Genomic DNA, 23,416 nt, shown 5'->3' with positions numbered 1-23,416 from the left:
AAGCTTAAATTTGATAAAATCCCGAGACATTTTATCAAAGGAGAAAAGATGAAAAATTTAGTTTTAGCTGTGATTTTGGCGCTAGTTTTTGCAGGCTGCGCAGCAAACAAACCAGCTCCTGCCCAGCAAAACGCGCAAGAGTATCGCCACGCTACGCAGATAAAAGACGCAAGCTGCCCTCATCACGGCATGGCAAACGCTAGCTGCGCCCAGTCTCACGGCGCGATGAAAGAGTGCCCTCATCACGGAAATCACGGAGCGGACAAAAATCTCGGCTGTAGTGGAGACTGCGCCAAATCAAAACCATGCCCAAAATGCGACGCGAAAGCGCACGGGTGCGCGCAAGATAAAGGCTGCGCCCATCACGGCAAAAGCAGCGCAAGCGACAAAGCGCACGCCTGCCCTCATCACAAACACTAAAATTTAATGCGATCAAGGTCAAATTTGATCGCACTTCCCATCAAATTTACGCCAGCTGGCAACAGCAAAATTAAGCTCGAATTTCGCAACAAAGTAGTTAAAAATCGCTTTTAGTCTCGCCGCTCATTCCCTTTACGAGCCGCGCCGCTTCGTCTAGGTCGATACCGGCCGCGCTAACAAAAAGCGGCCTTTTGCTACCGCCTCTGCAAATTTATCTTACGAGCTTGCAGCTGCCTTTAAAAGGCGATTTGGCTACGCCTACGATCTGCACTCTGCGCTCCAAACGCTCGTATAAATGCCCGCCCAGACCGTATCTGCCATCGTCGTCAAGATAAACGAAACCGTCGACCACGATGAGCGAGATATCCCGCACATCCAAATCCTGCAAAAGCGAGACGATGCACGGTAGCTCCCTTTTATAAAAGCTTCCGCTCTCATAGGGCGCTACGTCGTCTACTATTTTTGATATGATTTCAAGCGGCTTTTCGTCGCTAAAGTTTTCAAACAAAACCCCTACGACTTTAGCCTTGCTTCCCGCATAATACGCATCTACGGCAAGTTTCACCGCTATCCTTTTTTACTTAAATTTGAGCGACGCAAAAAAGCAAACAAAGCATCAAAAAGCCGCCCTAAAAAGTCAAATTTAATCTCGCTCTAAAACGACTTTATTCCCCTTCGTGCCAAGCACGCGCACCTTCGAGCCCTCGGCTAAATTTCCGTCGTAGTGCCATAAAGTGCCTTTAAAATAAACCATACCCTCTCTGATCTCGCCCTCGCCGCTCTCGTTTAAAAAATCGTCTTTGACTTCGCTTTCGTGCTGGTTAAATTTGGCCTTTAGCGGCTTTCTAAGCGCAAAAAGCAGGACCAATGAGACGATAGCGATGAGTAAAATTTGATACTCCCAAGCGATATCGATAAAAAATCCCAAAACTCCGACCGCTAAAAATCCAAGCCCGAAAAATAGCACGAAAAAGCTACCCAGCATAAACTCGAGCATGATTAGGCCTATGCCCGCAGCCAGCATTAAGTACGCGGGTATCATTTCGCCGCCCTAGCGCCTAAAAAGTCCTTTAAGACGCTTAGAGAGCCAATGAGCTCGGTCGCTTCGTAAGGGACTAAAATTTTATCTTTCGAGCCGTTTTTGGCTAGCTCGTTAAAGGCTCCTACGCGGTCGCGCGCGAGCAGGAACTCGGCGGCTTTTGCGTTTTGCGCCATGCTTTCGTTTATCATGTCCATCGCCTCTTTTTGAGCCGTGGCTAGCGCGATTTGCTCGTATTTTTTCGCATCGGCCATACGCTCGATAGCTTCGGCTTGCAATACTTTTTCTTGTTTTAGCGCCTCAGCGTTGCGGATGAGCGCCTCTTTTTCGGCCTGTGCTTTTAGCTCGATCGCGCGTTTTTCGCGCTCGGCTTTCATTTGTAGATTCATCGCCTCTTCGATGCCGTGCGGGACGGAGATCTCGGAGATCTCGACGCGCATGATCTTTACGCCCCAGTTATCGGCGGCGTCTCCGAGCGCTCTTTGTAGCGCGGAGTTTAGGCGGTCGCGCGAGCTAAGCGTATCATCGAGATTCATCGCACCGATCTCGCCGCGCAGCGTCGTCATGGCTAAATTTGCGATCGCGCGCTTGTAGCTATCGACGTTATATAGAGCCATTTTGCCGTCCACGACCTTTAAAAACACGATGCCGTCGACGCTTATGTTTACGTTATCTTTTGTGATAACTTGCTGTTTCGTGATATCTACTAGCTGCTCGCGCACGGTGATCACGGCGCGGATCTGATCTACAAACGGGATGATGATATGAAATCCGCCGTCAAGCACCTTGTGAAATTTACCCAAACGCTCGACGATGTAGATATCAGACTGTGAGATGATCTTAATGCCAGCTTTTAAAAACAAGACCGCAAAGGCCAGCACGACCACGGCAAATACGACAAACGGGATACTCTCTTCCATGACTACTCCTTAAAATATTTTTCATCATTTTAGCCGCTTTTTGCTAAAAAATCGCCATTTTAGCGGAAAATTTTTAGTATAATTAGCCAAAATTTTAAGGATAAATCATGAAAAATATTTTATTTTTAGCCGCAGCTGCGATGATATTTGCGGGCTGTGCGGCAAGCGGCGGCGCAAGTGCGGTAAATAGCAAAAAGTGCGGCAGCACGGAGGTTTTTGAAACGTGCGGCACCGAGGTAGATAAGGAAAATTTGATCGGCGTTTACGAGGCTAAGGTGTTTTGCGACGGATGTAGCGAAAACTCAAAAAGCACGCTAACACTAAACGCCGACAAAACGTTTAAAATCGACACCGTTTATCAAAAAAAGATCGCGCAAAGAGAGCTGCAAACGGGCATTTACGAGATAGAGGGCAACACCCTAAGAGTGACGAATCAATACCGCGAAAAGCTAAATTTCGAGATTAGCGGCGATACGCTACGCCAGATCAGCAACCAAAACAGCTTTATCAAAGAAAATTTCGCCCAGGAGCGCATCTACAAAAAAGTAGAAGCAAACTAAACGGCAAATTTAGCGCTCAGATTTAACCCTAAGCCCAAAATGAGTAAATTTATCGACCTACTAAAAACCCAGCCCGTTTTCGCGCGCCTCTCGCTCATACAGCTGATTTGTTATTTCGGCGTTTGGTTCTCGCACACTGGCATTTTTACGCTGCTTATTGAGCTTGACGCGCCCGTTTGGGCGATCACGGCGGCGGCTGCGTTAGCTTTCGTGCCGGGCGTGCTACTATCGCCTTTTAGCGGTATCGTGGTTGATAAATTTAGCCCCAAACCTATGCTAATAGCGCTCACGGTCGTAGAGATGGCGACGGTTTTTATGCTAGTTTTTATCGACAAACTCTCCTTGATGTGGCTGCTATTCGTGATAATATTTATCAGAGTCGGAGCCGGTGGGACGTATTTTCAGGTCGAGATGAGCCTTTTTCCTAAAATTTTAAACAAAGACGAGATAAAAACCGCAAACGAGATCCACTCGCTCATTTGGGCGTTTTCATACACAGCGGGCATGGGGCTAGCGGGCATTTATATCCATTTTTTCGGGATCAAAAGCGCCTTTTTGCTAGACTGCGCTCTTTACGGCGTGGCGCTCATTGTCCTGCTTAAAACAGATATCGCCGTGCGAGCTAAAAAAGGCGGCGAAAAAGTCCGCGAGATGCTAAAAAACGGCCTAAAATACGTAAAACAAAACCCCCTCATCGCGCACCTCATCATGCTGCACGCTGTAGTAGGCGTGACTAGCTACGACGCGCTCGTGGCGCTACTAGCCGACTATCCGTACGCAGGCCTACTCTCGGCATCGCTCATCATCGGCTACATAAACGCCTGCCGCGCCGTCGCTCTCATCGTCGGTCCGCTCGTGCTTAGCAAATTCGTCTCAAACGCTAATCTCGTCTATATCTACGTCGGGCATGGTCTTGGCGTCATTGCGTGGAGCGCACTGCAGTTTAACTTTTATATCGGATTTATCGGGATTTTCTGCGCCGGGTTTTTCACCTCGACGCTTTGGAGCTACACCTACACGCTCATCCAGCAAAAGTGCGATCCGGCGTACTACGGCCGTATAATCGCCTATAACGACATGGTTTATCTGGGCGTCGCGGCGGTGATCTCTAGCGGCATAGGATTGCTTTTTGAGCTAGGACTCAGCCTCTCGCTGATCACGGCTCTAATAGGCTGTATGTTTTTTGCCGGAGCGATTTATTGGATATTTGTGCGTAAAATTTACAGAGACGAGCTAGCGTAAATTTGCTCTACAGCGCGGGTTTGGCAAGTGGCAAATTTAGTCAAATTTGAGCCGGTAAATTTGCCGTCCGCGTCAAAAACGCATCCGTCCTCTCACGTCAAATTTATCAATCAAATTTAACAGCAATTTACCCCGCTCAGGCTTTAGCGTAATAAGTCGTTCCGTTTGAAATATGCTTTTTATAAAGCGTCGTAAACGGCACCAGATCAGCATGTCCGACATAGAGCCTGCCGTGATCGCTCAAAATTTTATGAAAGCGCTCGACGGTTTTTAGCTTAAATTCCTCGTTAAAATAAATCATCATATTTCGCGAGAAAATGATGTCAAATTTGCCGAGCTTAAAGATCGCGTCGTCAAAGATATTTGCCACGCTAAACTCGCATCTAGGCAGCATCTCGCGCTTGATTTCGTACTTGTCGTCGCGTTTTGTAAAGTATATATTTTTTTGATTGTCGTTTAAGCGGTGCAGTGAGCGCTCGTTATAAACGCCATTTTTACAGCTATCAATAGCCTCGGAGTTTATGTCTATACCCACGATGCTGACGCGATTTACGTCGAGCAAATTTGAGTGTGCTAGCATACCTAGCGAGTACGCCTCATCGCCCGTCGAGCACGGTGCGCACAGTATCCGCACGTTATCAAGCTCCTCTCTGGCGTAGTATATCGCGGCTTGTAGCTGCGGCAACTCTCTGTAAAAATAAGTCTCGTTCGTGGTGATCAAATTTACGATTTCTTGCCTCATAAAGCGGTCTACGACGACTTTTGAGCTTAGCGCTTCAAAGCTTAGAATGCCGTTTGCTTGGCTGAAATTTATTAGGCGCTGTTTTATAATATCCTTTTTGGACTCTAGATCCACTCCGCACATATTTTTGATGACTTCAACGAATTTATTTAGCCCCGCCGCATCGCTAGGAGCGGGTGCCAAATTTGCATTTTCAAGCATGTAAAAACCTTTCTAATTCCGCCCTTATACCGCCGATGGGTAGCGACCTTAAATTTGCGTTGATTTCTTTCGCGCGTTTTGGCATGCCGTAGACGATCGCGCTCTCCTCGTTTTCGGCGATACATTTAGCGCCGGCTTTATATAGCTCGTTTAGCCCGCGCGCGCCGTCGTCGCCGATGCCAGTTAACAGGATCGCCATGACGTCGGCAAATTTGCAAGCCTGCACGCCCGAGTGAAAAAGCACGTCTACGTTCGGGTTATACGTGGTCTCTTTCATAGGCGAGCACATGCCGGCCGTTAGGGGGCTAGCAGAGATTATCTCGGAGTTTTTCTCGCAGATATATATCGCGCTTTTTAGCTGCACGGGCGCGCCTAGCATCACGACCTGCGCCGCGCACTCTTTGTCAAACTGCGAGATAAAACTAGGGATGAAAGCCAGGCTCATATGCTGCGCGATAACGACGCTAGCTCCGTTTAGCTCAAGTCCTTTAAAAAGCCTTTTTAAATGTCCCGGACCGCCCGTCGAGGCGCCGACTAAGACCAGTTTTTGTTTCAAATTTATTCCGTTTTTTGAGTTAAATTTACGGCTATTTTATCTTTATTCGTATTAAATTTAGCTATAAGGCAAAAATACATAAAATAATACAAACAATTTTACGACAACTGGGTGCTGCGGCAAATTTTGGACGAGATTTTTGCGCTTGCAGTAGCGGCGGAATAGTCGTCAAATTTTACTTTAAACTCGGCATTTGTACCTAATTTTATGCGTCATTTTTGTATCTATCTTAAAATTTACGGCTTTTTGCTACGAGATTTCCGTCAAATTTTACTTGATAGCGGGCGGTTTTATCTTCTTTGGATGAGGCTCTTTTTATCATGCGTTACCGCTTTTTCTAGCGCGTGTTTTGGGTAGTTTGCGCCTTTTGACGCATTACCGCTAGCAAAAAACTAGAGCCAAAAACAAGATTAGCAAAGGCAAGGCTAAAATTAGTATTATCCCGACCGTCTTTTTCATTTAAATTTCCCGGTTCAAGTCCAAATTTACGCTTAAAAATAACCCACTATTGCTTCTGTTTTGCCGTAGACGCCCTATTTTTTATTCGTCATTTGATACAAAAAGTTAAAGATTTCGGCGACTGCTTTATATAGATTTGGCGGGACTTCCTCGTTTAGATCGACCTTACTTAGAACCTCGATTAGATCGGCGTCCTCTTTGATCGGTATGTCGTGGGATTTGGCTAGGTTTATGATATTTTTCGCCACTTCGCCAGAACCCGTAGCTAGCACCTTAGGCGCGTTATCTTTTTGGCGGTTGTAGCCAAGAGCCACGGCTTTTTTAGTTTTTTGTACTTTCGCCAAATTTACGCCTTTTTATCAAAGCCCATATCAAGCCTATCCAGACCGCCGTAAACGCCGCTAAGGCGCAGTTTAGGCATAGTTTTTAGGCTAAAATTCGATACTATCAAACCCTGCTCGCCGATAGCCTTTTTTAGCTCCTTCGCGCCGCTTAAAATTAGCTCCTTAAACTCCTCTTTTTGCGTCGCGATCGCAAGGTCGATGTATTTGTTTTCGCTAAGCGCCACCATGATGTTGATCTGCCCGAAATTTTGAAAATTTAGATCGATTTGCGCGTAGTGTTTTTGCTTTTTGCCCTGCTTAAACCTGATGTTTCCGCCCTCTACGCCCTCCCAGACGTACGGTAAATAGGTCTGCATGCCGCCTGCGACCGCGGAGGCTAGCTGATGCATCTCGATTTGAGCGAGCAGCTTTGAGGCGGCGTCTTTTACTGGGCTAGCGTCTGGGGACTTTGACTGCATATTTAAAAGCGCGCTTTTTACGTCGTTTTGTAGCACCTTTGCCGTCTCTTCGGCGCTTTTTGGCGTCACGGCGCCAAGCTCGGCGCGAGCGATGTTTTGCTGCTTTATTAACTTGCCGACCTCATCTAAGTTATTTTTTGCTTCAAAGCCCGCTTTATCGGCGATTTGCAGGGCGAAATTTAGCTTTCTAGCCGCATTTTGCAGCTTGTCTTGCAGCGTCGCGCTCTCGTTTCCCTCTGCGCCATCTTGGATGATTTTTTGCGCGAAATCGTTAAATTTATCCTGCGAGGCCGCAAGCGCGCTAAGCTCGTCCGTTAAATCTTTTATCGCGCTTTTTAGCTCGGCGAAATTTAAAGCAAAGCCCCTGTTTTGACTTAGCTTTTCGCTGTTTAAATTTTGCATTTTTTCGCCCGTGTTTGCCAGCAGCTGCGAGATTTTATTTAGCTCGGCGTTTAGCGTTTTTTCGTTTAGGCTTAGTCCGCTGCTACTCATCGCATTTGCCTGTTTATCCATAAATTTAGCCGCGTTTTCGAGCTTATCAGCGATCTCAAAAAGCTGTTTAAAAGGCGAGCTCGCTAGCGTATCTTTGGCCGCGGTTTTAGCGTTTTGTAAAATTTGATCAAGCCTCACAAAGCTCTCGTTCGTGCTTAGGCTGTCATCCTTAGCTAAGGCTGAAATTTGCTCCAAAAGCTGCTGATTTGAGAGATTTTTTATATCGCCAAACAGCTTATTTATCGCACTGGGTAGATTAAATTTGCCGTTTAGCGCCTCTTTTAAATTTGCCTCCAGCATGATGCCCGAGTTTTTTATCTGCTCGTTTAGCGGAGCGCTTTTTAGATCGGCGACGGGCTTTAAAAACTCCTTTAGTTTAAGCGCGAATTCCTTTAGATCAGGCTCGTTTTCGGCAAGTGCGACGAGGCTTTTCATATCTTTTGCGAGATTTGGAGAGAGCTGCAGATTTTTCGCCTGCGCGGCTAGCTCTTTGGCCTGCGTCGGGCTTGATTTTAGCTCGTTTAAAAGCTTATTTACGAGCTTATCTAGATCCTTTACGGCATTATCCGCGGCCTCGGAGTCCAAATTTTGCGAGGGTGCTGGCTGATTTTTAAAAAGATTTTTAGTTTCGCCTGCTTGCCCCGTTTGTCCGGCGTTTGCGCCGCCTACGCCGCCGGTTTTGGGTAGCGCGCCGCCGACTGCGGCCTGGGTCGCGATTTGCGAGCTTACTGAGTTGCTTACTGATTCCATACGGCTATATCGTCAAATTTGAGATTTTCATTAGCTATTTGCCATCGTGCCGGGGCTGTGCTCAAAGTCGCTTCTGCTTTCAAGCGGAACGGTCTTTTGCGTGAGGCAAAACGCGATAAGAAACGCAAGCAACGCCACGTAAACCCACATAAAGCCGTCAAAGCCTAAAATTTGCATGCTAGCGCCCATTATCACGGACGAAAGAAGCGAGCCGAAAGAGTAGCTAAAAAGTACGGCGCGCCCTACTTCGATGCCTTGATTTTTGTGTTTTAAAACGTCGTTGGCGCGAGCAAGCGATAACGCGTAGAGGCAAAAAGCGCCAGAACCCAAAAAAAACGACAAAACGTACTGCGCGTAGATAGAGGGCTTAAGCGCCAAAAAACAAATAGCCGCACACAGCGACACGCCCGCGCAGCACATTATCGCAGGACGGCGACCGAATTTATCCGAAAAGCCGCCTATGAGAGAGTGGGCGATAAAGCCGCCCGCCATCGCGACGGTCATAAAAAACGAAACCTCCCTCGCGCCGTATCCTTGCAGCAGGATATAAACGCTAGCCATCGCAAAAAAGCCGTTTATGAGGATGCCCGCTACGATGCTGGTAATGAGCGCCAAAGGCACGAGCGCAAAGACCTTCGGGATCGAGACGCTCTTTTTTTCGGGGATCGGCGGCTCTTTGATGCGGATTAAATTTAAAGGAATACTCGAAAACAAAATAAACGCCGCGCTAAGCAAAAGCACGTGCGAAGTGGATAAATTTAGCGATAGCACGAGGATACCCAGCCCAAAACATACGTAAAACGTGATCTCGTAAAATGCCAGTACTCGCGAGCGCACTTCGTTTCTAGCGCGCGCGTTGAGCCAGCTTTCGATTATCATTAAAATCGAGTAGTAGCAAAATCCCAAACACCCGCGCAAAAACGCCCAAAAGTAGAGATTTTGGCTAAGGTCGTGAAACATAGCCGCGATACCAAAAAGCGACGCAAATATCCCAAAGCTCCTGATGTGGCCGACTTTTGAGACGATTTTGTGCGAAAATATCGTAGCCGCCATAGCTCCAACGAAAAATACTGCGATGACAAATCCCGTCTCTAGCTCGTCCGCGCCCATTTTTTTTAGCTCGACGCCCGCAGAGCTGATGATGAGGCCGTTTCCCACAAACAAAAACGCCATCCCCACAAATAGTGCAAACATCGATCTGATCGTTATTATCGAGCTATTTCTCATTGCTTTTTACTCCATATATCAAAGCGCCCGCGGGCATCGCCGCAAGCGCGATCAAAAACGCGGCGATATCAAGATTGTCTTGTCTTTTTAGCGCCAAAAATCCGACGACCAAAACCGCATACGCGATCAGCCGAAAAGGCACGAAGGCGGTGAAATAGTTGGACGAATTTTGCTTTAAATTACGCGCAAAATTTTGCTTTTTTGATGGCTTGGCTTCGCTATCTTGATTTGATTCGCTCAAATTTGACTCGCTTGCCGCGCTCAAATTTGACCCGCTATTTTGGCTTGTGCCGCTTAAATTTTGCTCGTCAAATTTGCCCTGCGCGGCTTTGTTTTGTCCTGTTGCCGCGTCAAATTTAACCAGCACGTTTTCGCCGCTTAAATTTAACTCCGCCGCTTGGTCAAATTTCGCATCTGCTTTTACCGAGCCGTCCAAATTTGACGCGTCCAGACACTTGGCATCTTCGCGGTGCGGGTCATGCCCGTCAAATTTAGCGTTTTCAGCGCGATCAGGAAACTCCTCGTGATTTTCGCCCCATTCGTCTATGTCGTCCTCCGCATAGGCGTCATAGTCTCGCACGCCGTTTTCTACGCGTTTTTTGTAGGCTCTAAAGGTCGCAGCCAGCACCAAAAGCGAGCCCGCAAACGCAACCTGCGAGCTGTAAAACCACGCGCGGCCAAATGCCGCCGAGCCCAGCAAAAGCAAAGCCTCAAACGCGCCGTAAACGGCAAGGAGCTTAAAATTCACTCATCGTCCTCGTCATCGTCTTTCGCGGGTTTAAATTTACCTTTATCTTTTAGTTCGTCGAGACTTTTTATCTGCGCATCGTAGGCCTTTTTGATGTTTAGGCCGGCTGCGGCGATACCGACTGCGATGCCCGCAAACAGCGTCCACGTCCAGCCGGTTTCCTTCATCATCCAGTAGCCAAACCCAGCCCCGATAGCAAGCGCGACGACGATAGAAACGCCCAGACTTAGCTGCTCGGCTCCCTTTACGACGTCGCCTAAATTTATCTTCGCCATTAGGCAAATCCCCAGCTGTTTTTCATGCGTTCTTGTATCGCTTCGCGCTCTTTTCTGGCCTCTTTTAGACGCTCTTCTAGATCGGCGATCCTTGCTTTTACCTCGCGCATCTCCTCGTTCTCGCTCGCGTCTTGCGCGACTATCTCCGCAAAGCTCTCGTCTGCGGACTTAATCGCAAATTTAATATCCTCTTCGCTCATCGCGTCGCAGATAAAGCCCGTCTCAAACTGGCTAGGCGCTAGATAAACGCCTTTTTCAAGCATTTTGGCGTGAAATTTGGCGTAAAGTTTGACGTCGCTTTTTAACGCATCGTCATAGTTTTTAACCTCGCTTGCGGTAAAGAAAAAGCCAAACATCGAGCCTCGCACCGTCGTTTGCAGTGCGATGCCGTGCTTCGTGGCGACGCTTTTTAGCCCATGAGCGAACAGTACGGCTAGCTTGTTTAGACGGTCGTAAAGATCATGATCGGCGAAAATTTTACTCAGGCTTGCGATGCCGGCGGCCATAGCTACGGGATTACCGCTTAGCGTACCTGCCTGATACACCGCGCCTTCTGGGCTTAGACAGTCCATGATCGCAGCCTTTCCGCCAAACGCCGCCGCCGGGCAGCCTCCGCCGATAACCTTACCAAAGGTCACGAGATCGGCCTCGATGCCGTTAAATTCAAACGATCCGTGCCTACTCGCGCGAAATCCGCTCATAACCTCATCAAATATCAGCACCGCGCCGTTTTCGTCGCAAAGGCGTCTAAGCTCGCTCAAAAACTCGTTATCTGCAGGCACGAGCCCCATATTTCCCGCGATCGGCTCGATGATTAGCGCGCCGATTTTGCCCGGATTTGCCTCAAATATCGCTCGCACGCTTTCTATATCGTTATAGCGCGCTAGATACGTGTTTTTCACCACGTCCGCCGGTACTCCGCCGCTGGAAGCATTGCCGTAGGTGGTCGCGCCGCTACCTGCCTTTACCAAAAGCGCGTCGCTGTGCCCGTGGTAGCAGCCTTCAAATTTTATCAGTCCGTCCTTGCCGCTAAAGCCGCGCGCCACGCGTATCGCGCTCATCGTGGCCTCCGTGCCCGAGCTAACAAAACGTACCTTTTCTACGTTTTTAAACTCGTCGCAGATTAGTTTAGCAAGCTTTGTTTCCAAATTTGACGGAGCGCCAAAGCTTAGTCCTTTTTTGGCAGTCGCTATCACCGCACTCTCGATATCAGGGTCGCAGTGTCCGAAAATGAGCGGTCCCCAGCTCTGAATGAAGTCTAGATAGCGGTTTCCCTCGATATCGACTAGATACGCGCCCTCGCCGCGGTCCACCACAAACGGCTCGCCGCCTACGCTGCCAAACGCGCGAACGGGCGAATCCACGCCGCCCGGGATATATTTTTTAGCCAGCCCGAAAGCTTCTTTGTTTGTCATTTTTTATCCTTGTTGAAATTTATAACGTATTCGTAAAGCAAATTTATCTCTTCGTCGGTTAGAAAGTAGCTAGGCATCACGCTTTTTGCGCTTAGTACACCCTCTTTAAACGTCTCAAAATCAAGATTGTTTATCCTGGGCGCTCTTAGCTCGTCGTCGATGACCTGCTTGGTTTTTTTATCGAAATGTCTATATTTTGATATGAGCGAGCCTTCGCCGCCCTTGCCGTGACACTTGTCGCAGCCGATGCCGCGCGGGTTTTGATAGAGCATCTTCGCGTATTCGTTTTTCGTGATAAAATCGCTCGCAAACGCCGCGCCACAAAGCAACCAAAAAATCAGCCAAATTTTCATAAATTCTTTCGCTTTTTCGTAAATTTAATCTAAAATTAGCTATCATACAATCTTTGCGATTAAAAAGTAATAAAGGACGAAAATGACGATATTAGACGGCAAAAACGTAAGCGCGCAGGTAAAGGAAAGAGTAAAAAACGAAGCGTTAAATTTGAAAAATCAAGGCATAGAGCCGGCGCTTGCAGTGATACTGGTCGGCGAGGATAAAGCCAGCCAAACCTACGTCGCGGCAAAAGAAAAAGCCTGCATAGCCTGCGAGATAAAAAGCGTGATGCACCGATTGCCCGAGTCTACGACGCAAAGCGAGCTAATCGCGCTAATAGACGTGCTAAATTTAGACGACGGCATCGACGGCATCCTAGTACAGCTGCCGCTACCAAAGCATATAGATACGAATAAAATTTTAGAAACCATTAGCCCCGCAAAAGACGTGGACGGCTTTGCCGCGATAAATGTCGGCAAACTAGCTAGCGGGCTTGACGGGTTTGTGCCGTGCACGCCGCTAGGCATAATGGAAATTTTTAAAGCCTACGATATAAATTTAGAGGGCAAAAACGCCGTCGTGATCGGACGCAGCAACATCGTGGGCAAACCGATGGCAAATCTGCTGCTAAACGCCAACGCGACCGTAACCGTGACGCATAGCAAAACGCAAAATTTAAAAGAAATTTGTGCAGACGCCGACATCCTAGTAGCCGCTATCGGCAGGGCTGATTTCGTAACGGCCGATATGGTAAAAGACGGAGCCGTCGTAATCGACGTAGGCATAAACCGCATGGACGACGGCAAGCTAAAAGGCGACGTCAAATTTGACGAAGTAGCGCCAAAATGCTCCTTTATAACGCCCGTTCCCGGAGGCGTAGGCCCGATGACTATCGCGATGCTGCTCTCAAACACCATAAAATCAGCCAAAAACCGCGCGAAAAAGGTATAAATTTTGAAAAAAACGTTTAATAAATTTTTGGATTTTTCAAACAGCTGGACGGGCACGGTCATCATCGTCTTGCTCGTGATTTTCTTTGTCGCGCAGGCTTTCGTGATACCCTCAGGTTCAATGAAGGATACTCTTTTAGTCGGCGATCATCTTTTTGTTAAAAAATTTAGCTACGGCATCTCGACTCCGCGCATTCCGTGGATCGAGGTCAAGGTTTTGCCCGATTTTAACGGCAACGGCCACCTCATCGAGGGAGCAAAGCCCGAGCGCGGCGATATCGTGGTTTTTCGCTATCCGCACGATGAAAAGATCCACTACGTCAAGCGAAATTTTGCAGTCGGCGGCGATGAAGTGATTTTCACCGAAAAGGCGTTATTTTTACACCCGCACGAGGGCGAGGAGTTTATAAAGGCAAATTTTGATGAAAAAGATATAGTAAAATTTGGCGGCAAGCTTTTCGTACGCGAGCCATATAAATTCGGTGGCATACACTACGACGAGAAGGTAAATTTATTTGAACTAGCCGTAAACTACTTAAACGCAAACAAATTCGCCATGCAACCCGTTATCGTAAACGAGCTGCCAAGCGTGGGCAACTATCCGTTTAACGCATTTTATTTTCAGGTTCCAGAGGGCGAGTTTTTCATGATCGGCGATAACCGCGATCACTCGAACGACAGCCGCTTTTGGGGGCCCGTGGCCTATAAAAACATAGTCGGCAAGCCCTGGTTTGTATACTTTAGCTGGGACGACGAATACAAAATCAGATGGAACAGAGTCGGTAAGAGCGTGGACTTTATACAAAATTCGCCTGAGCTACTAGACGCCGCCAGAGCCGAAGCTAAAAACGACGGAAACAAGATCGAATGAACCTTGACAGCATCGACTTCGTGCAGGTTGCGATCCTAGTCGCAGTGCTCGTTATCTCCGTCGTCGGACACGAGATCGCGCACGGATACGCGGCGTTTAAATTTGGCGACCTAACGGCTAAAAATTTGGGGCGGCTCAGTATAAATCCCATAAAACACGTCGATCCGCTAGGCACTATCGTCGTGCCGGCACTCATGTATCTTAGCACCGGAGTGACGTTTGGCTGGGCTAAACCCGTACCCATAAATTTACGCACGGTGCTTTATAACGGCGGCTATAAGGCCGCTATCATCGTCGCGCTTGCGGGTATCGCATACAACCTCGCTCTTTTTGCGCTAGCTTTCTGTGCATTTAAATTGATCGGCTTTGAAGGCTTTTTTGACGGTGCGGTAGCGGAGTTTGTTTTTATGCTTGCAGCCGTAAATTTAGTCCTAGCCCTCTTTAACCTCTACCCTATCCCGCCTCTTGACGGCTCAAAGGCGCTTGAGTATCTTTTACGCATTTTTGGGCTTCACGGCTCGGCAAACTGGCTAAATAGCATGCAAAGATACGGCTTTATCGCGTTAGTCATCATCGTGGTCTCGCCGCTAAAGGATTATTTTTTCGAGCCGATACGATATGCCGTGGCGATCATGAGGATGTTTTTGTAAACGGCAAATTTTAAAATTTAGCCTAAATTTCGCTCCTAAAGGCTCGCGGCGAAATTTTACTTTAATGCTTTTTTGCTATAATTAAGCATTTTTTAGCTTATGGAAATTTCATGAAAATAGACAAAATTTTTATCGCTAGCGACCACGCGGGCTTTGATCTTAAGGCGCAAATTTGCAGGCTTTTAAAAAACGAAGGTTTTGACGTATGCGATCTAGGAACGCATAGCAAAGATAGCGTTGATTATCCAGATTTTGCCGAGCTTATGGCACAAAATTTACGCGGCGATAACGAATACGGCGTGCTAATCTGCGGTACGGGTATCGGCATCAGTATCGCGGCCAACCGCCATTCGCACGTTCGTTGCGCGCTTTGTCACGACGTCACCACGGCAAAACTAGCGCGCGAGCATAACGACGCAAACGTACTAGCCATGGGCGCTAGAACGATCGGCGACGCGGTCGCGGCAGATATGATAAAGGCCTTTTTCGCTACCGAATTTGCCGGCGGCAGACACGAAAGGCGCGTGAAAAAACTAGGAGGCGAGAAATGACTGATTGGCTCGTACTTACCGTTTTGATCTGCGTTTGTATCTACCTCACCGTTATGGTGTTTTACTTTAAGACCTTGCTTAAAAAAGAGCGTGCGACGCGCGATTTTATGAAAAATAATCTCCAAGATACCGAAGTCGTCATCCGCAAGCTGCAAGTCCAGCTACAGCGCGGCCTGGGCAATATCGACATCCTTACTGACGAGCTAAATAAGGTCAAAAACGACGCCAACGCCCTTCGCACCAGAAACTCGCAGTACCGCCTGGAAAACGACAAACTCCGCCAGCGCATCCGCGAGCTAGAGGGCAAAATCGAAGCGCTACTATAAATCAAATTTAAAGGCAAAAAATGAAAGAACTAGACAAAGCGGGGAAGGAGTTTTTATTAAATTCTATCCGCTGCATAAACGATTTTCCAAAACCCGGCATAGTATTTCGCGACATCACGACGCTGCTAAACAACAAAGAGGCGTTTAATTTTCTCATCGACCACCTTGCGGCTCGCTACGAGAACGCCAGTATCGACTTTATCGCCGGCATCGAGTCGCGCGGATTTATATTCGCAGCGGCTTTGGCGGCTAGACTACGGCTGCCTTTCGTGCCGATTAGAAAGCCTAAAAAACTACCCTACATCACGATTTCTCAAAAATATAGCCTAGAGTACGGCGTGGACGAGGTGCAAATCCACATCGACGCATTTGGCGAAAAAGCGGGCGCAAAGGTGCTTTTAATCGACGATCTAATCGCTACGGGAGGCACGGCCAAGGCTAGCGTCGAGCTAATCAATCAAACAAACGCCGTTTGCGTAGAGGCCTGCTTTTTGATCGATTTAAAGGATCTGGGCGGTAGCAAAAATTTACGCCCTCTAACCAAAATTTACAGCATACTAGAGATCTGAGATGGAAGAATTTTTCATAAAACTGCTCATCGAGTACGGCTACATCATACTTTTCGTCTGGTGCATAATGGAAGGCGAAATGGCGCTCATAATGGCGGGAATCCTCTCTCATCAAACGCATATGCATATCGCGCCGGCCATCTTCGTAGCAGGTCTGGGCGGCTTTGTCGGGGATCAAATTTACTTTTATCTAGGCCGCTACAACAAAAAATATATCGCTAAAAAACTTCACACTCAGCGCCGTAAATTCGCCATCGCGCACATAATGCTGAAGAAATACGGCTGGCCGATCATTTTTATTCAGCGCTATATGTACGGCTTTCGCGTCATCATACCGTTGACCATCGGCTTAACCGGATACAGCGCGAAAAAATACGCGCTCATCAATCTAATAAGCGCGTGGTGCTGGGCTGCGATAACGATAATCCCCGCATGGATCCTCGGCGAGCACATACTTGACATACTGCACAAAGCAAAAGAGCACTGGTACGTCGCCGTGCCGGTAGTGGCGCTATTTTTGGGCATTTTGCTCTACGGCTTTAGGCGCATAGAAAATAAAATTTTAAACGAAAGGAAACACAGAAGTGCGGTTTCAAATAACAAATAAAAAACTAAGCGAAATCAAGGCTGATTTGGAGCTAATTTTCGTCGTAGATAAAAACCTAAAACATAAATTTATAAAAGACGAAAAGGCGTTTAAATTTGCCAACTACAAGGGCGAGAGCGTCTTGCTTTTACTTGAAAGCGGCAGGATCTACGTCCCGCTAAATAAGCTTGATTACGACGAGCTTCGAATAGCCGCGGCAAAAACCTACAACGCGGTAAAATCGCTAAATGTAAAAAGCCTAAAACTAGCCTCATACGTCGCAGGCTGCCAAAAAATGAGCTTTCAGGCTCTAATCGAAGGCTTTTTGCTGGGCGCTTACGAATTTAACAAATACAAAGAAAAAAAAGAAAAATACGCGCTAAAAGATGTTATTTTTAGCAGGGAGGAATTTAGCGGCGAGGACGTCCGCGAAAACGACGCGAAGGACGGCTTTGCTCACGGCGAGATAATCGCTTCGGCAACAAATTTCACCAAAGACGTCGTAAACGAAATACCTGAAATTTACACCCCGCAAAAAATGGCGGAAGAGGCTCAAAATTTAGCCAAAAACTATCCAAATTTAAGTTGCAAAATTTACGACGAGAAATTCCTCGAAAAAGAAAAGATGAACGCATTTTTGGCCGTAAACAAAGCCAGCGTCCACCCACCTCGCCTTATCCATCTTATCTATAAGCCAAAAGGCGCGAAAAAGCGCGTAATCTTCGTCGGCAAGGGGCTAACCTACGATAGCGGCGGACTTAGCTTAAAGCCGGCTGATTTTATGCTAACTATGAAAGCCGACAAAAGCGGCGCGGCTGCGGCGATGGGTATAATTAAAGGCGCGGCGGAGCTAAATTTGCCGTTTGAAATTCACGCTATTTTAGGCGCGACGGAAAATATGATCGGCGGCAACGCCTATAAACCCGACGACGTGCTGATCTCTCGCAGCGGCGTTAGTATCGAGGTGCGAAATACCGACGCCGAGGGCCGTTTGGTGCTCGCAGACTGCCTTAGCTACGCGCAGGATTTTAAACCCGATATACTCATCGACATGGCGACGCTAACGGGCGCTTGCGTCGTGGGTCTTGGCGAATACACAAGCGGCATAATGGGCAACAACGAGGAGCTAAAGGCTGAATTTAAAGCAAAAGCTGCAAAGAGCGGCGAACTAAATACGATTTTGGAGTTTAACCCTCATTTGCGCGAGCTGATCAAAAGCCAGATCGCAGACGTCAGCAACACAGGCTCTAGCCGTTACGGCGGTGCGATCACGGCGGGGCTTTTCCTCGATAAATTTATAAAAGACGAATTTAAAGACAAGTGGATACACCAAGATATCGCAGGCCCCGCATACACCGAAAAAGCTTGGGGGTATAATCAAGCGGGCGCAACGGGAGCGGGCGTGCGAATGAATCTTTATTATCTATGCGCTATGGCAAAGGAGCTGTAATGGGACTAGCAGTAGGTATCGTAGGCTTGCCAAACGTCGGCAAATCAACCACTTTTAACGCGCTAACCAAAGCGCAAAACGCCGAAAGCGCGAACTATCCGTTCTGCACTATCGAGCCAAATAAAGCCGTCGTACCGGTGCCCGATAAGCGCTTAGGCGAGCTAGCCAAAATCGTAAATCCAAATAAAATCCAATACTCCACGATCGAGTTCGTCGATATCGCGGGTCTCGTAAAGGGCGCAAGCGCGGGCGAAGGGCTAGGAAATAAATTTCTCTCAAACATCCGCGAAACCGAGGTGATTTTGCACATCGTACGCTGCTTTGAGGACGAAAACATCACGCACGTAGAAGGCGGCGTCGATCCCGTCAGGGACGTCGAGATCATCGAGACAGAGCTCATCCTCGCCGACATTGAGCAGCTAAACAAAAAAATCGAGCGCCTGACCCGCGAAGCCAAAGCAAATGCAAAAGGCGCAAAAGAGGCGCTAGAAACGGCAAATGCGCTGTTAGCTCACCTAAATGACGGCAAAAGCGCGAGCAGTTTCAGCGGCAAGGACGACGACGCATTTATAAATTTAAACAAAGAGCTAAGGCTACTCAGCGCAAAAGAGGTCGTCTATGGCGCAAATGTGGGTGAGGACGGCATCTCGGAGGACAATAAATACGTGCAGGCGCTTCGCGAATTTGCCGCGCGCTCGGGGCATGAGGTCATCAAGCTTTGCGCCAAGATCGAAGAGGAGCTAGTGGGCCTTAGCGACGAAGAGGCGCATGAGTTTTTAAGCTCGCTAGGCACAAACGAGAGCGGCCTAGAAAAGATCATCAAAACGGCGTTTGCGAAGCTAAATTTGATCAGCTATTTTACCGCGGGCGTCGTCGAGGTGCGCGCATGGACGATCGTAAAAGGCTGGAAGGCACCAAAAGCCGCCAGCGTCATCCACAACGACTTTGAGAGGGGCTTCATCAGAGCCGAAGTCATCGGCTACGAGGACTACATCGCATGCGGCGGCGAAAACCCGGCCAAAGAGGCGGGCAAAATGCGCCTAGAGGGCAAGGACTATGTCGTTCAAGACGGCGACGTGATGCATTTTAGATTTAACGTCTAAGTCGCAAAATCGGTCAAATTTGGCTTTTACAACTAAGCAGTTTTTTGTCCAAATTTGACTACTCTTGCTTTATACCTTGCGGCCATTGGTCTAAACGCGGGCAAAATAAATCTGACGCCTTTTCGTGCCGACACTGCGCTACAAAATTTGTTTTAGCCTTTAAGAGCGTGTTAAATTTAGCTCGGCGCGGTTTTGCCGCTCAAATTTGACTCGCGCTAAATTTAAGGAAAAAATTGAAAAAGATCATAGCCGTTTGCGTAACCGCATTAAATTTACTCCGCGCCCAAATAATTTTAAAGAATGCCAATGTCGCGCGATTTTAGTATATCGTCGCGCTATCAAGGCAGCACAAGACGCGACAACCTACCCGTCCAATACAAACAGGACTGTGGCATACAAAGAAGCAAAATAGGTTAAATTTGAGAAAAATCAAGCTAGTAAAATTTAACAAAGGAGCGCGATGATAAAACAGCTCTTACTACTGCTTTTTGCGCTAAATTTAGCTCTAGCAAATTTGACGAGCGAAGGTCAAACAGCCTACGACGCGGGCGATGAACAAAAAGCGGCTCAAATTTGGCAAAAAGCGTGCGAAGCAGGCGAGACGCGCGGCTGCGTAAGGCTTGGGTTTTTATACCAAAGCGGCAAAGGCGTGGAGCAAGATGACGCAAAGGCTAGCAAATTTTATGAAAAAGCCTGCGACGCGGGCGAGCTATCAGGCTGCGACAGCTTAGCCTCGTTACACCAAAACAGCGGCGAACACGCCAAAGCCGCCGCAATTTTTGAGAGAGCCTGCGAAAAAGGATTTGGTTTAAGTTGCTATAATCTAGCTCAAATTTACGAAGCAGGCATCGGCGTCGCGCTGGATGAAAGCAAAGCGTTAGAGCTCTACGTAAAAGCCTGCGAGCGCGGATACGCGGTAGTTTGCTACTATCTAGGCGGCATGTACGCGGACGGTGCAATGGGCAAAAACGACGAAGCCACGAAAAACTCGAAAAACGCGCTCAAATTTTACTCGCTTGCCTGCGAGGGTAAAATTTACGAAGCGTGTGAGGCTTTGGGCAGGCTTTACGAGGACGGCGAGGCTGGTTTTGCGCAGGATATCAAGGTCGCCAGATCCTACTACGACAAGGCCTGCACCGCAAATGCCTACAAATGCGGCGGCAGCGAGCGTCTGGACGAGCTATACGGCGGCTGGGCGCAGTATCAAAGCGGGCAGTTTGAGGCAGCCTACGAGCTCAGCAAAGAGGCGTGCAGCAGGGGCGTAGCAAACGGTTGCGCGGCGCTAGGGGAGCTCTACGCAAAGGGGCTTGGCGGAGTACGGCAAGATAGCGAGCTGGCGGTTAAATTTCACGAGAAGGCCTGCGAAGGCGGCTTTGGAGCTTCTTGCGCCGAGCTTGGCGAGATGCTATCTCTAGGACGCGGCACAAAAAAGGACGTTCCGCGCGCGCTAGAGCTTTTTGAAAAAGCCTGCCTACTTTGGCGACTAGATGCTTGCGAGAGCCTAGCGGACGCGTATTTTGAGGGCGTAGATGTGCCGCAAGATATCCCAAAAGCCTTTAACTTTTACGGGATCGCCTGCTACAACGGGCTAAAACCGGCCTGTACGAATCTAGGCGCGATCTACGAAAAAGGCATAGGCGAAGTGGTAAAAGCCGACGCCAATGAGGCTGCGAGCCTTTTTGGCGAGGCTTGTGAAGCCGGAGATGCGCGCGGGTGCCTAAATCTAGCGCGCCGCCTTGAAAACAGCGACAAAAAACAAGCCGCCGTGCTACGCCAAAAGGCGCAAAAGCTGCACGAAAAAGAGTGCAAGGCGGGGCTAGTTAAAAAGTGCATGGAGTTTAAAAAATCAACTAACAAAGGAGAAAAACATGAGTTTTAAAAAAGTTTCGTTTGCCGCCGTTGCGGCCGTTTGTCTATTTTTAGGCGGCTGCACCCAGCCTAGAACCACGCAGATAGAGCTACCAAAAAGCGCGCTAGATAGCGTAAATCTACCAAACGAAGTAGCCATAGACGGCGAAAAATTCGTCTTAAAGCAAAAAAACGCAAGAACGGCTGAGTTTTATCTACCAAACGAAAAAGTGGGCTTTAAATGGAACAAGCTAGTAAGCGTCACCGTCGATGAAAACGCCGATATCAACGAATACCAAAAGGCCTTTATAACCGCGCTAAAAAGCGGACAGTTCGGCAAAGCGGAGTATGATTTTAAATTTATAAACGATAAAGAGTATCAAGCTTACACGATCTACTATCCGATCGCGGGTAACCCGGATTTTGACAACTACGAGATCAATCTAATCAACGTAAAAAGCCTTAACTGCGGGCTTAGAGTCACGCACTACGCGCTAAAGTTTCTAAATATCGCCGATAGAAGCAAATTTCACGCGCTAATCAAGCAAAAAATGCCGATATTTTTAGCGCAGATGCCGCAAGTTGAGTGCAAATAGTTTTACTTTCGGGCGTTATTTTTAGTTTTTTGCTAAATTTGGCGCCATTTTTTGTGAGCTAATTTTTAAATTTTAGCCCTTAAACCGCGACAAATTTGACGCTTTGCTTGCACGGGCGGCTAAATTTAACGAGCGTAACGGCTGCAAATTTAACGCCGCTTAGTTTTAGGCGGTAAATTTTATGATTCATGCCTGCTTAAAGGCTAGATAAAACTACCCAAAGGGAAAATATGGAAAACGGCGGACTGGCGGTATATTTCGGAGAGAATTTGGCACAAATTTTATCGCAAAAGATAAAGGCGGTTTATCCTAAATTTGACGCGCAGAGCTATTGCTACCAAATCGTTAAAAGCACGCCAAATTTTGGATATTCGCAACGAATTTTGGCGCATGCAAACGCGCTAAATGAACTTTTGCCACCGGATTTTAAGCGCATGGCGGAGATTTTGGTCGCAATTTTAGGCGAAGAAAACCCGAACGAAACGGGCATGTTTAAGCACTTTTACTGGACTTTGCCGCTGGCAAAATACGTCGAAATTTACGGCCTGGACGACTTTGAAACCTCGATGAGCGCGATTGAGGAAATCACGAAGCGCGGCACGGGCGAGTATGCGGTGCGCGCCTTTATCAAAAAATATCCGCAAGACTCGCTCAAAACCATGACACAGTGGGCGCGCTCGTCAAATTTTCATCTGCGCAGGCTGGCGTCAGAGGGCCTACGACCAAAGCTACCGTGGGCTAGCAAGCTGGAGCTTTTCATTAGCGATCCGAGCCCGGTTTTTGCAGTACTGGAGATACTTAAAGAGGACGAGGTGCGCTTCGTGCAGCGCTCGGTCGCAAACAACGTCGCCGACTATCTAAAAGTAAATTTCGCCGCCACAAAAGAGCTGCTCGTGCGCTGGCAAAGCTCGCCAAACAAAAACACGCAACAAATAATCCGTCACGCGACGAGAAAGATCAAAATTTAGCTTTTGTGCAGACACGCAAGCTATCGGGCGTGTAAATTTGGGATTTAAATTTTTATAAAATTTAAAAAGCAAACGCGCTTGATAGACGATGCGCAACAAGTAGATGCAAGCTTAATGGTCGGCGCGCTAAAATATAATATAAAATTTACAGCCACAGCCCGAAATCAAATTTGAGCCAAGCACGCAACAACAAGCAAATTTTAAAAGCCGCCGTGCTCAAATTTAAAGCAAAATACCCAAGCAAATCCAAAAATCAAAGCGTCAAATTTAAGCTCTCACGTCCAAGCCCCAAGCAGTCGTGCGATTAACAAGTCAAATTTGCCCAGGCAAAAACCGAGCAAAATAAACTCCCGGCGCGCAAGCGTACCAAGCGGCCGAGCCCAAAACCAAATCTATCCCGCAAAAATTCTAAATGCCGCCCAAACGCAAAGAGCGCCTACAAAAACGCCGCCCGCAAAGGCCGAAGCGACATAGAGTTTTTGTTTTTTTCTGATCTGCTCGAATTTCTTTTCGTGATGCTTTTTCACGCCCTCAAAGGTCAAATTTAAGATCTTTTCGTTCGTTTGATTTAGCACATCGGCAAAGCTCTTTATCTGCTCGTCGTTGATATATCGCATGGTCTTGCGCGTCGCGTTAGCTAGGCGCTCGTAGTCCTCACTGTTTTCCCAGAGTTCGACCACCGTGTTGTTTTCGATGCGCTCTTTTAGTTCTAGCGTCTCTTTTAGCTCGTTTTGTTCGACTAGTTGCGTTCCCATTGCGCCTCC

At 47.8% G+C, this 23,416-nt stretch carries 28 protein-coding genes; 15 read left to right on the top strand and 13 right to left on the bottom strand.

Going from position 1 to position 23,416, the window contains the following annotated elements:
• The first annotated feature begins 48 nt into the window (after positions 1 to 48).
• Positions 49 to 420 carry a putative periplasmic lipoprotein gene (locus CSHOW_RS03505; RefSeq protein WP_002948611.1) on the top strand — a complete coding sequence of 124 codons (372 nt, stop codon included), beginning with the start codon at positions 49 to 51 and terminating at the stop codon, positions 418 to 420.
• A 211-nt stretch (positions 421 to 631) separates the two neighbouring features.
• On the opposite strand, the gene CSHOW_RS03500 is transcribed toward CSHOW_RS03505, so the two are convergent.
• The 3 genes from CSHOW_RS03500 to CSHOW_RS03490 all read right to left on the bottom strand — a co-directional run bounded on the left by CSHOW_RS03500 (position 632) and on the right by CSHOW_RS03490 (position 2,379).
• Positions 632 to 985, bottom strand: a complete 354-nt coding sequence (locus CSHOW_RS03500) for an endonuclease V (RefSeq protein ID WP_002948608.1) — start codon at positions 983 to 985, stop codon at positions 632 to 634.
• Between the two features lie 78 nt (positions 986 to 1,063).
• The gene (locus tag CSHOW_RS03495) at positions 1,064 to 1,462 is read right to left on the bottom strand and encodes an NfeD family protein (RefSeq protein ID WP_039895211.1); all 399 of its coding nucleotides are present in this window, start codon (positions 1,460 to 1,462) and stop codon (positions 1,064 to 1,066) included.
• Positions 1,459 to 2,379 (bottom strand): SPFH domain-containing protein, encoded by a 921-nt coding sequence (locus tag CSHOW_RS03490; protein ID WP_002948605.1) that lies wholly within the window; start codon positions 2,377 to 2,379, stop codon positions 1,459 to 1,461. The genes CSHOW_RS03495 and CSHOW_RS03490 overlap by 4 nt, the downstream gene beginning before the upstream one ends.
• 107 nt (positions 2,380 to 2,486) lie before the next feature.
• Between CSHOW_RS03490 and CSHOW_RS03485 the strand changes: the two genes are divergently transcribed.
• Positions 2,487 to 2,939, top strand: coding sequence for a copper resistance protein NlpE N-terminal domain-containing protein (locus CSHOW_RS03485; protein WP_002948603.1), 453 nt, complete (start codon positions 2,487 to 2,489; stop codon positions 2,937 to 2,939).
• Between the two features lie 39 nt (positions 2,940 to 2,978).
• Positions 2,979 to 4,181: an MFS transporter gene (locus CSHOW_RS03480; protein WP_002948600.1), complete on the top strand. Its 1,203-nt coding sequence runs from the start codon at positions 2,979 to 2,981 to the stop codon at positions 4,179 to 4,181.
• Between the two features lie 136 nt (positions 4,182 to 4,317).
• Here the strand turns inward: CSHOW_RS03480 and CSHOW_RS03475 are convergent, their stop codons facing one another.
• The 9 genes from CSHOW_RS03475 to CSHOW_RS03435 all read right to left on the bottom strand — a co-directional run bounded on the left by CSHOW_RS03475 (position 4,318) and on the right by CSHOW_RS03435 (position 12,201).
• A complete protein-coding gene (locus tag CSHOW_RS03475) occupies positions 4,318 to 5,124 on the bottom strand; it encodes a CheR family methyltransferase (RefSeq protein ID WP_002948592.1) in 807 nt (268 codons plus the stop codon).
• Positions 5,117 to 5,680 (bottom strand): CheB methylesterase domain-containing protein, encoded by a 564-nt coding sequence (locus CSHOW_RS03470; RefSeq protein ID WP_002948589.1) that lies wholly within the window; start codon positions 5,678 to 5,680, stop codon positions 5,117 to 5,119. Before CSHOW_RS03470 ends, CSHOW_RS03475 begins: the two co-directional genes overlap by 8 nt.
• Before the next feature lie 533 nt (positions 5,681 to 6,213).
• Positions 6,214 to 6,483, bottom strand: coding sequence for a FlhB-like flagellar biosynthesis protein (locus tag CSHOW_RS03465; protein WP_002948585.1), 270 nt, complete (start codon positions 6,481 to 6,483; stop codon positions 6,214 to 6,216).
• 2 nt (positions 6,484 to 6,485) lie between these two features.
• Entirely contained in the window at positions 6,486 to 8,183 is a 1,698-nt protein-coding gene (gene fliK / locus CSHOW_RS03460; RefSeq protein WP_002948583.1) for a flagellar hook-length control protein FliK, read from the bottom strand.
• A 30-nt stretch (positions 8,184 to 8,213) separates the two neighbouring features.
• Positions 8,214 to 9,410 (bottom strand): MFS transporter, encoded by a 1,197-nt coding sequence (locus CSHOW_RS03455; RefSeq protein ID WP_002948581.1) that lies wholly within the window; start codon positions 9,408 to 9,410, stop codon positions 8,214 to 8,216.
• Entirely contained in the window at positions 9,400 to 10,158 is a 759-nt protein-coding gene (locus tag CSHOW_RS03450; RefSeq protein WP_002948579.1) for a hypothetical protein, read from the bottom strand. Before CSHOW_RS03450 ends, CSHOW_RS03455 begins: the two co-directional genes overlap by 11 nt.
• Complete coding sequence (locus CSHOW_RS03445) at positions 10,155 to 10,433, bottom strand: AtpZ/AtpI family protein (RefSeq protein ID WP_002948578.1); 279 nt, start codon at positions 10,431 to 10,433, stop codon at positions 10,155 to 10,157. The genes CSHOW_RS03450 and CSHOW_RS03445 overlap by 4 nt, the downstream gene beginning before the upstream one ends.
• Positions 10,433 to 11,848, bottom strand: coding sequence for a glutamate-1-semialdehyde 2,1-aminomutase (gene hemL / locus CSHOW_RS03440; protein ID WP_002948577.1), 1,416 nt, complete (start codon positions 11,846 to 11,848; stop codon positions 10,433 to 10,435). Before hemL ends, CSHOW_RS03445 begins: the two co-directional genes overlap by 1 nt.
• On the bottom strand, positions 11,845 to 12,201 hold the full coding sequence (locus tag CSHOW_RS03435; protein ID WP_002948576.1) for a c-type cytochrome: 357 nt from the start codon (positions 12,199 to 12,201) through the stop codon (positions 11,845 to 11,847). The genes hemL and CSHOW_RS03435 overlap by 4 nt, the downstream gene beginning before the upstream one ends.
• A gap of 82 nt (positions 12,202 to 12,283) precedes the next feature.
• Here CSHOW_RS03435 and folD point away from each other — a divergent pair, with 82 nt between their 5' ends.
• From folD to CSHOW_RS03375, 12 genes are all read left to right on the top strand, one after another.
• Positions 12,284 to 13,135, top strand: coding sequence for a bifunctional methylenetetrahydrofolate dehydrogenase/methenyltetrahydrofolate cyclohydrolase FolD (folD, locus tag CSHOW_RS03430; RefSeq protein ID WP_002948575.1), 852 nt, complete (start codon positions 12,284 to 12,286; stop codon positions 13,133 to 13,135).
• 3 nt (positions 13,136 to 13,138) lie between these two features.
• Complete coding sequence (lepB, locus tag CSHOW_RS03425) at positions 13,139 to 14,005, top strand: signal peptidase I (RefSeq protein WP_002948574.1); 867 nt, start codon at positions 13,139 to 13,141, stop codon at positions 14,003 to 14,005.
• Positions 14,002 to 14,655, top strand: coding sequence for a site-2 protease family protein (locus tag CSHOW_RS03420; RefSeq protein WP_002948573.1), 654 nt, complete (start codon positions 14,002 to 14,004; stop codon positions 14,653 to 14,655). The genes lepB and CSHOW_RS03420 overlap by 4 nt, the downstream gene beginning before the upstream one ends.
• Positions 14,656 to 14,765: 110 nt before the next feature.
• On the top strand, positions 14,766 to 15,206 hold the full coding sequence (gene rpiB, locus CSHOW_RS03415) for a ribose 5-phosphate isomerase B (protein ID WP_002948572.1): 441 nt from the start codon (positions 14,766 to 14,768) through the stop codon (positions 15,204 to 15,206).
• Positions 15,203 to 15,532: a membrane protein gene (locus CSHOW_RS03410; protein WP_002948571.1), complete on the top strand. Its 330-nt coding sequence runs from the start codon at positions 15,203 to 15,205 to the stop codon at positions 15,530 to 15,532. Before rpiB ends, CSHOW_RS03410 begins: the two co-directional genes overlap by 4 nt.
• Positions 15,533 to 15,552: 20 nt before the next feature.
• Entirely contained in the window at positions 15,553 to 16,101 is a 549-nt protein-coding gene (gene apt / locus CSHOW_RS03405) for an adenine phosphoribosyltransferase (RefSeq protein WP_002948570.1), read from the top strand.
• Position 16,102: 1 nt separating this feature from the next.
• Positions 16,103 to 16,708, top strand: coding sequence for a DedA family protein (locus CSHOW_RS03400; RefSeq protein WP_002948569.1), 606 nt, complete (start codon positions 16,103 to 16,105; stop codon positions 16,706 to 16,708).
• Complete coding sequence (locus CSHOW_RS03395) at positions 16,686 to 18,137, top strand: leucyl aminopeptidase (protein WP_002948568.1); 1,452 nt, start codon at positions 16,686 to 16,688, stop codon at positions 18,135 to 18,137. The genes CSHOW_RS03400 and CSHOW_RS03395 overlap by 23 nt, the downstream gene beginning before the upstream one ends.
• The gene (gene ychF / locus CSHOW_RS03390) at positions 18,137 to 19,240 is read left to right on the top strand and encodes a redox-regulated ATPase YchF (RefSeq protein WP_002948567.1); all 1,104 of its coding nucleotides are present in this window, start codon (positions 18,137 to 18,139) and stop codon (positions 19,238 to 19,240) included. Before CSHOW_RS03395 ends, ychF begins: the two co-directional genes overlap by 1 nt.
• A gap of 460 nt (positions 19,241 to 19,700) precedes the next feature.
• A complete protein-coding gene (locus tag CSHOW_RS03385; RefSeq protein WP_002948565.1) occupies positions 19,701 to 21,119 on the top strand; it encodes a tetratricopeptide repeat protein in 1,419 nt (472 codons plus the stop codon).
• A complete protein-coding gene (locus CSHOW_RS03380; protein ID WP_002948563.1) occupies positions 21,109 to 21,684 on the top strand; it encodes a hypothetical protein in 576 nt (191 codons plus the stop codon). Before CSHOW_RS03385 ends, CSHOW_RS03380 begins: the two co-directional genes overlap by 11 nt.
• Before the next feature lie 230 nt (positions 21,685 to 21,914).
• On the top strand, positions 21,915 to 22,652 hold the full coding sequence (locus CSHOW_RS03375) for a DNA alkylation repair protein (protein WP_002948561.1): 738 nt from the start codon (positions 21,915 to 21,917) through the stop codon (positions 22,650 to 22,652).
• Positions 22,653 to 23,044: 392 nt separating this feature from the next.
• Here CSHOW_RS03375 and CSHOW_RS03370 read toward each other — a convergent pair whose 3' ends face one another.
• Positions 23,045 to 23,407 carry a hypothetical protein gene (locus CSHOW_RS03370; protein WP_002948557.1) on the bottom strand — a complete coding sequence of 121 codons (363 nt, stop codon included), beginning with the start codon at positions 23,405 to 23,407 and terminating at the stop codon, positions 23,045 to 23,047.
• Positions 23,408 to 23,416: the final 9 nt, after the last annotated feature.

The sequence above is a fragment of the Campylobacter showae genome, assembly GCF_004803815.1.
Classification (GTDB): domain Bacteria; phylum Campylobacterota; class Campylobacteria; order Campylobacterales; family Campylobacteraceae; genus Campylobacter_A; species Campylobacter_A showae.
Note: the sequence above shows the minus strand (reverse complement) of the source record. Positions and strands in the feature narration are given on the sequence as shown.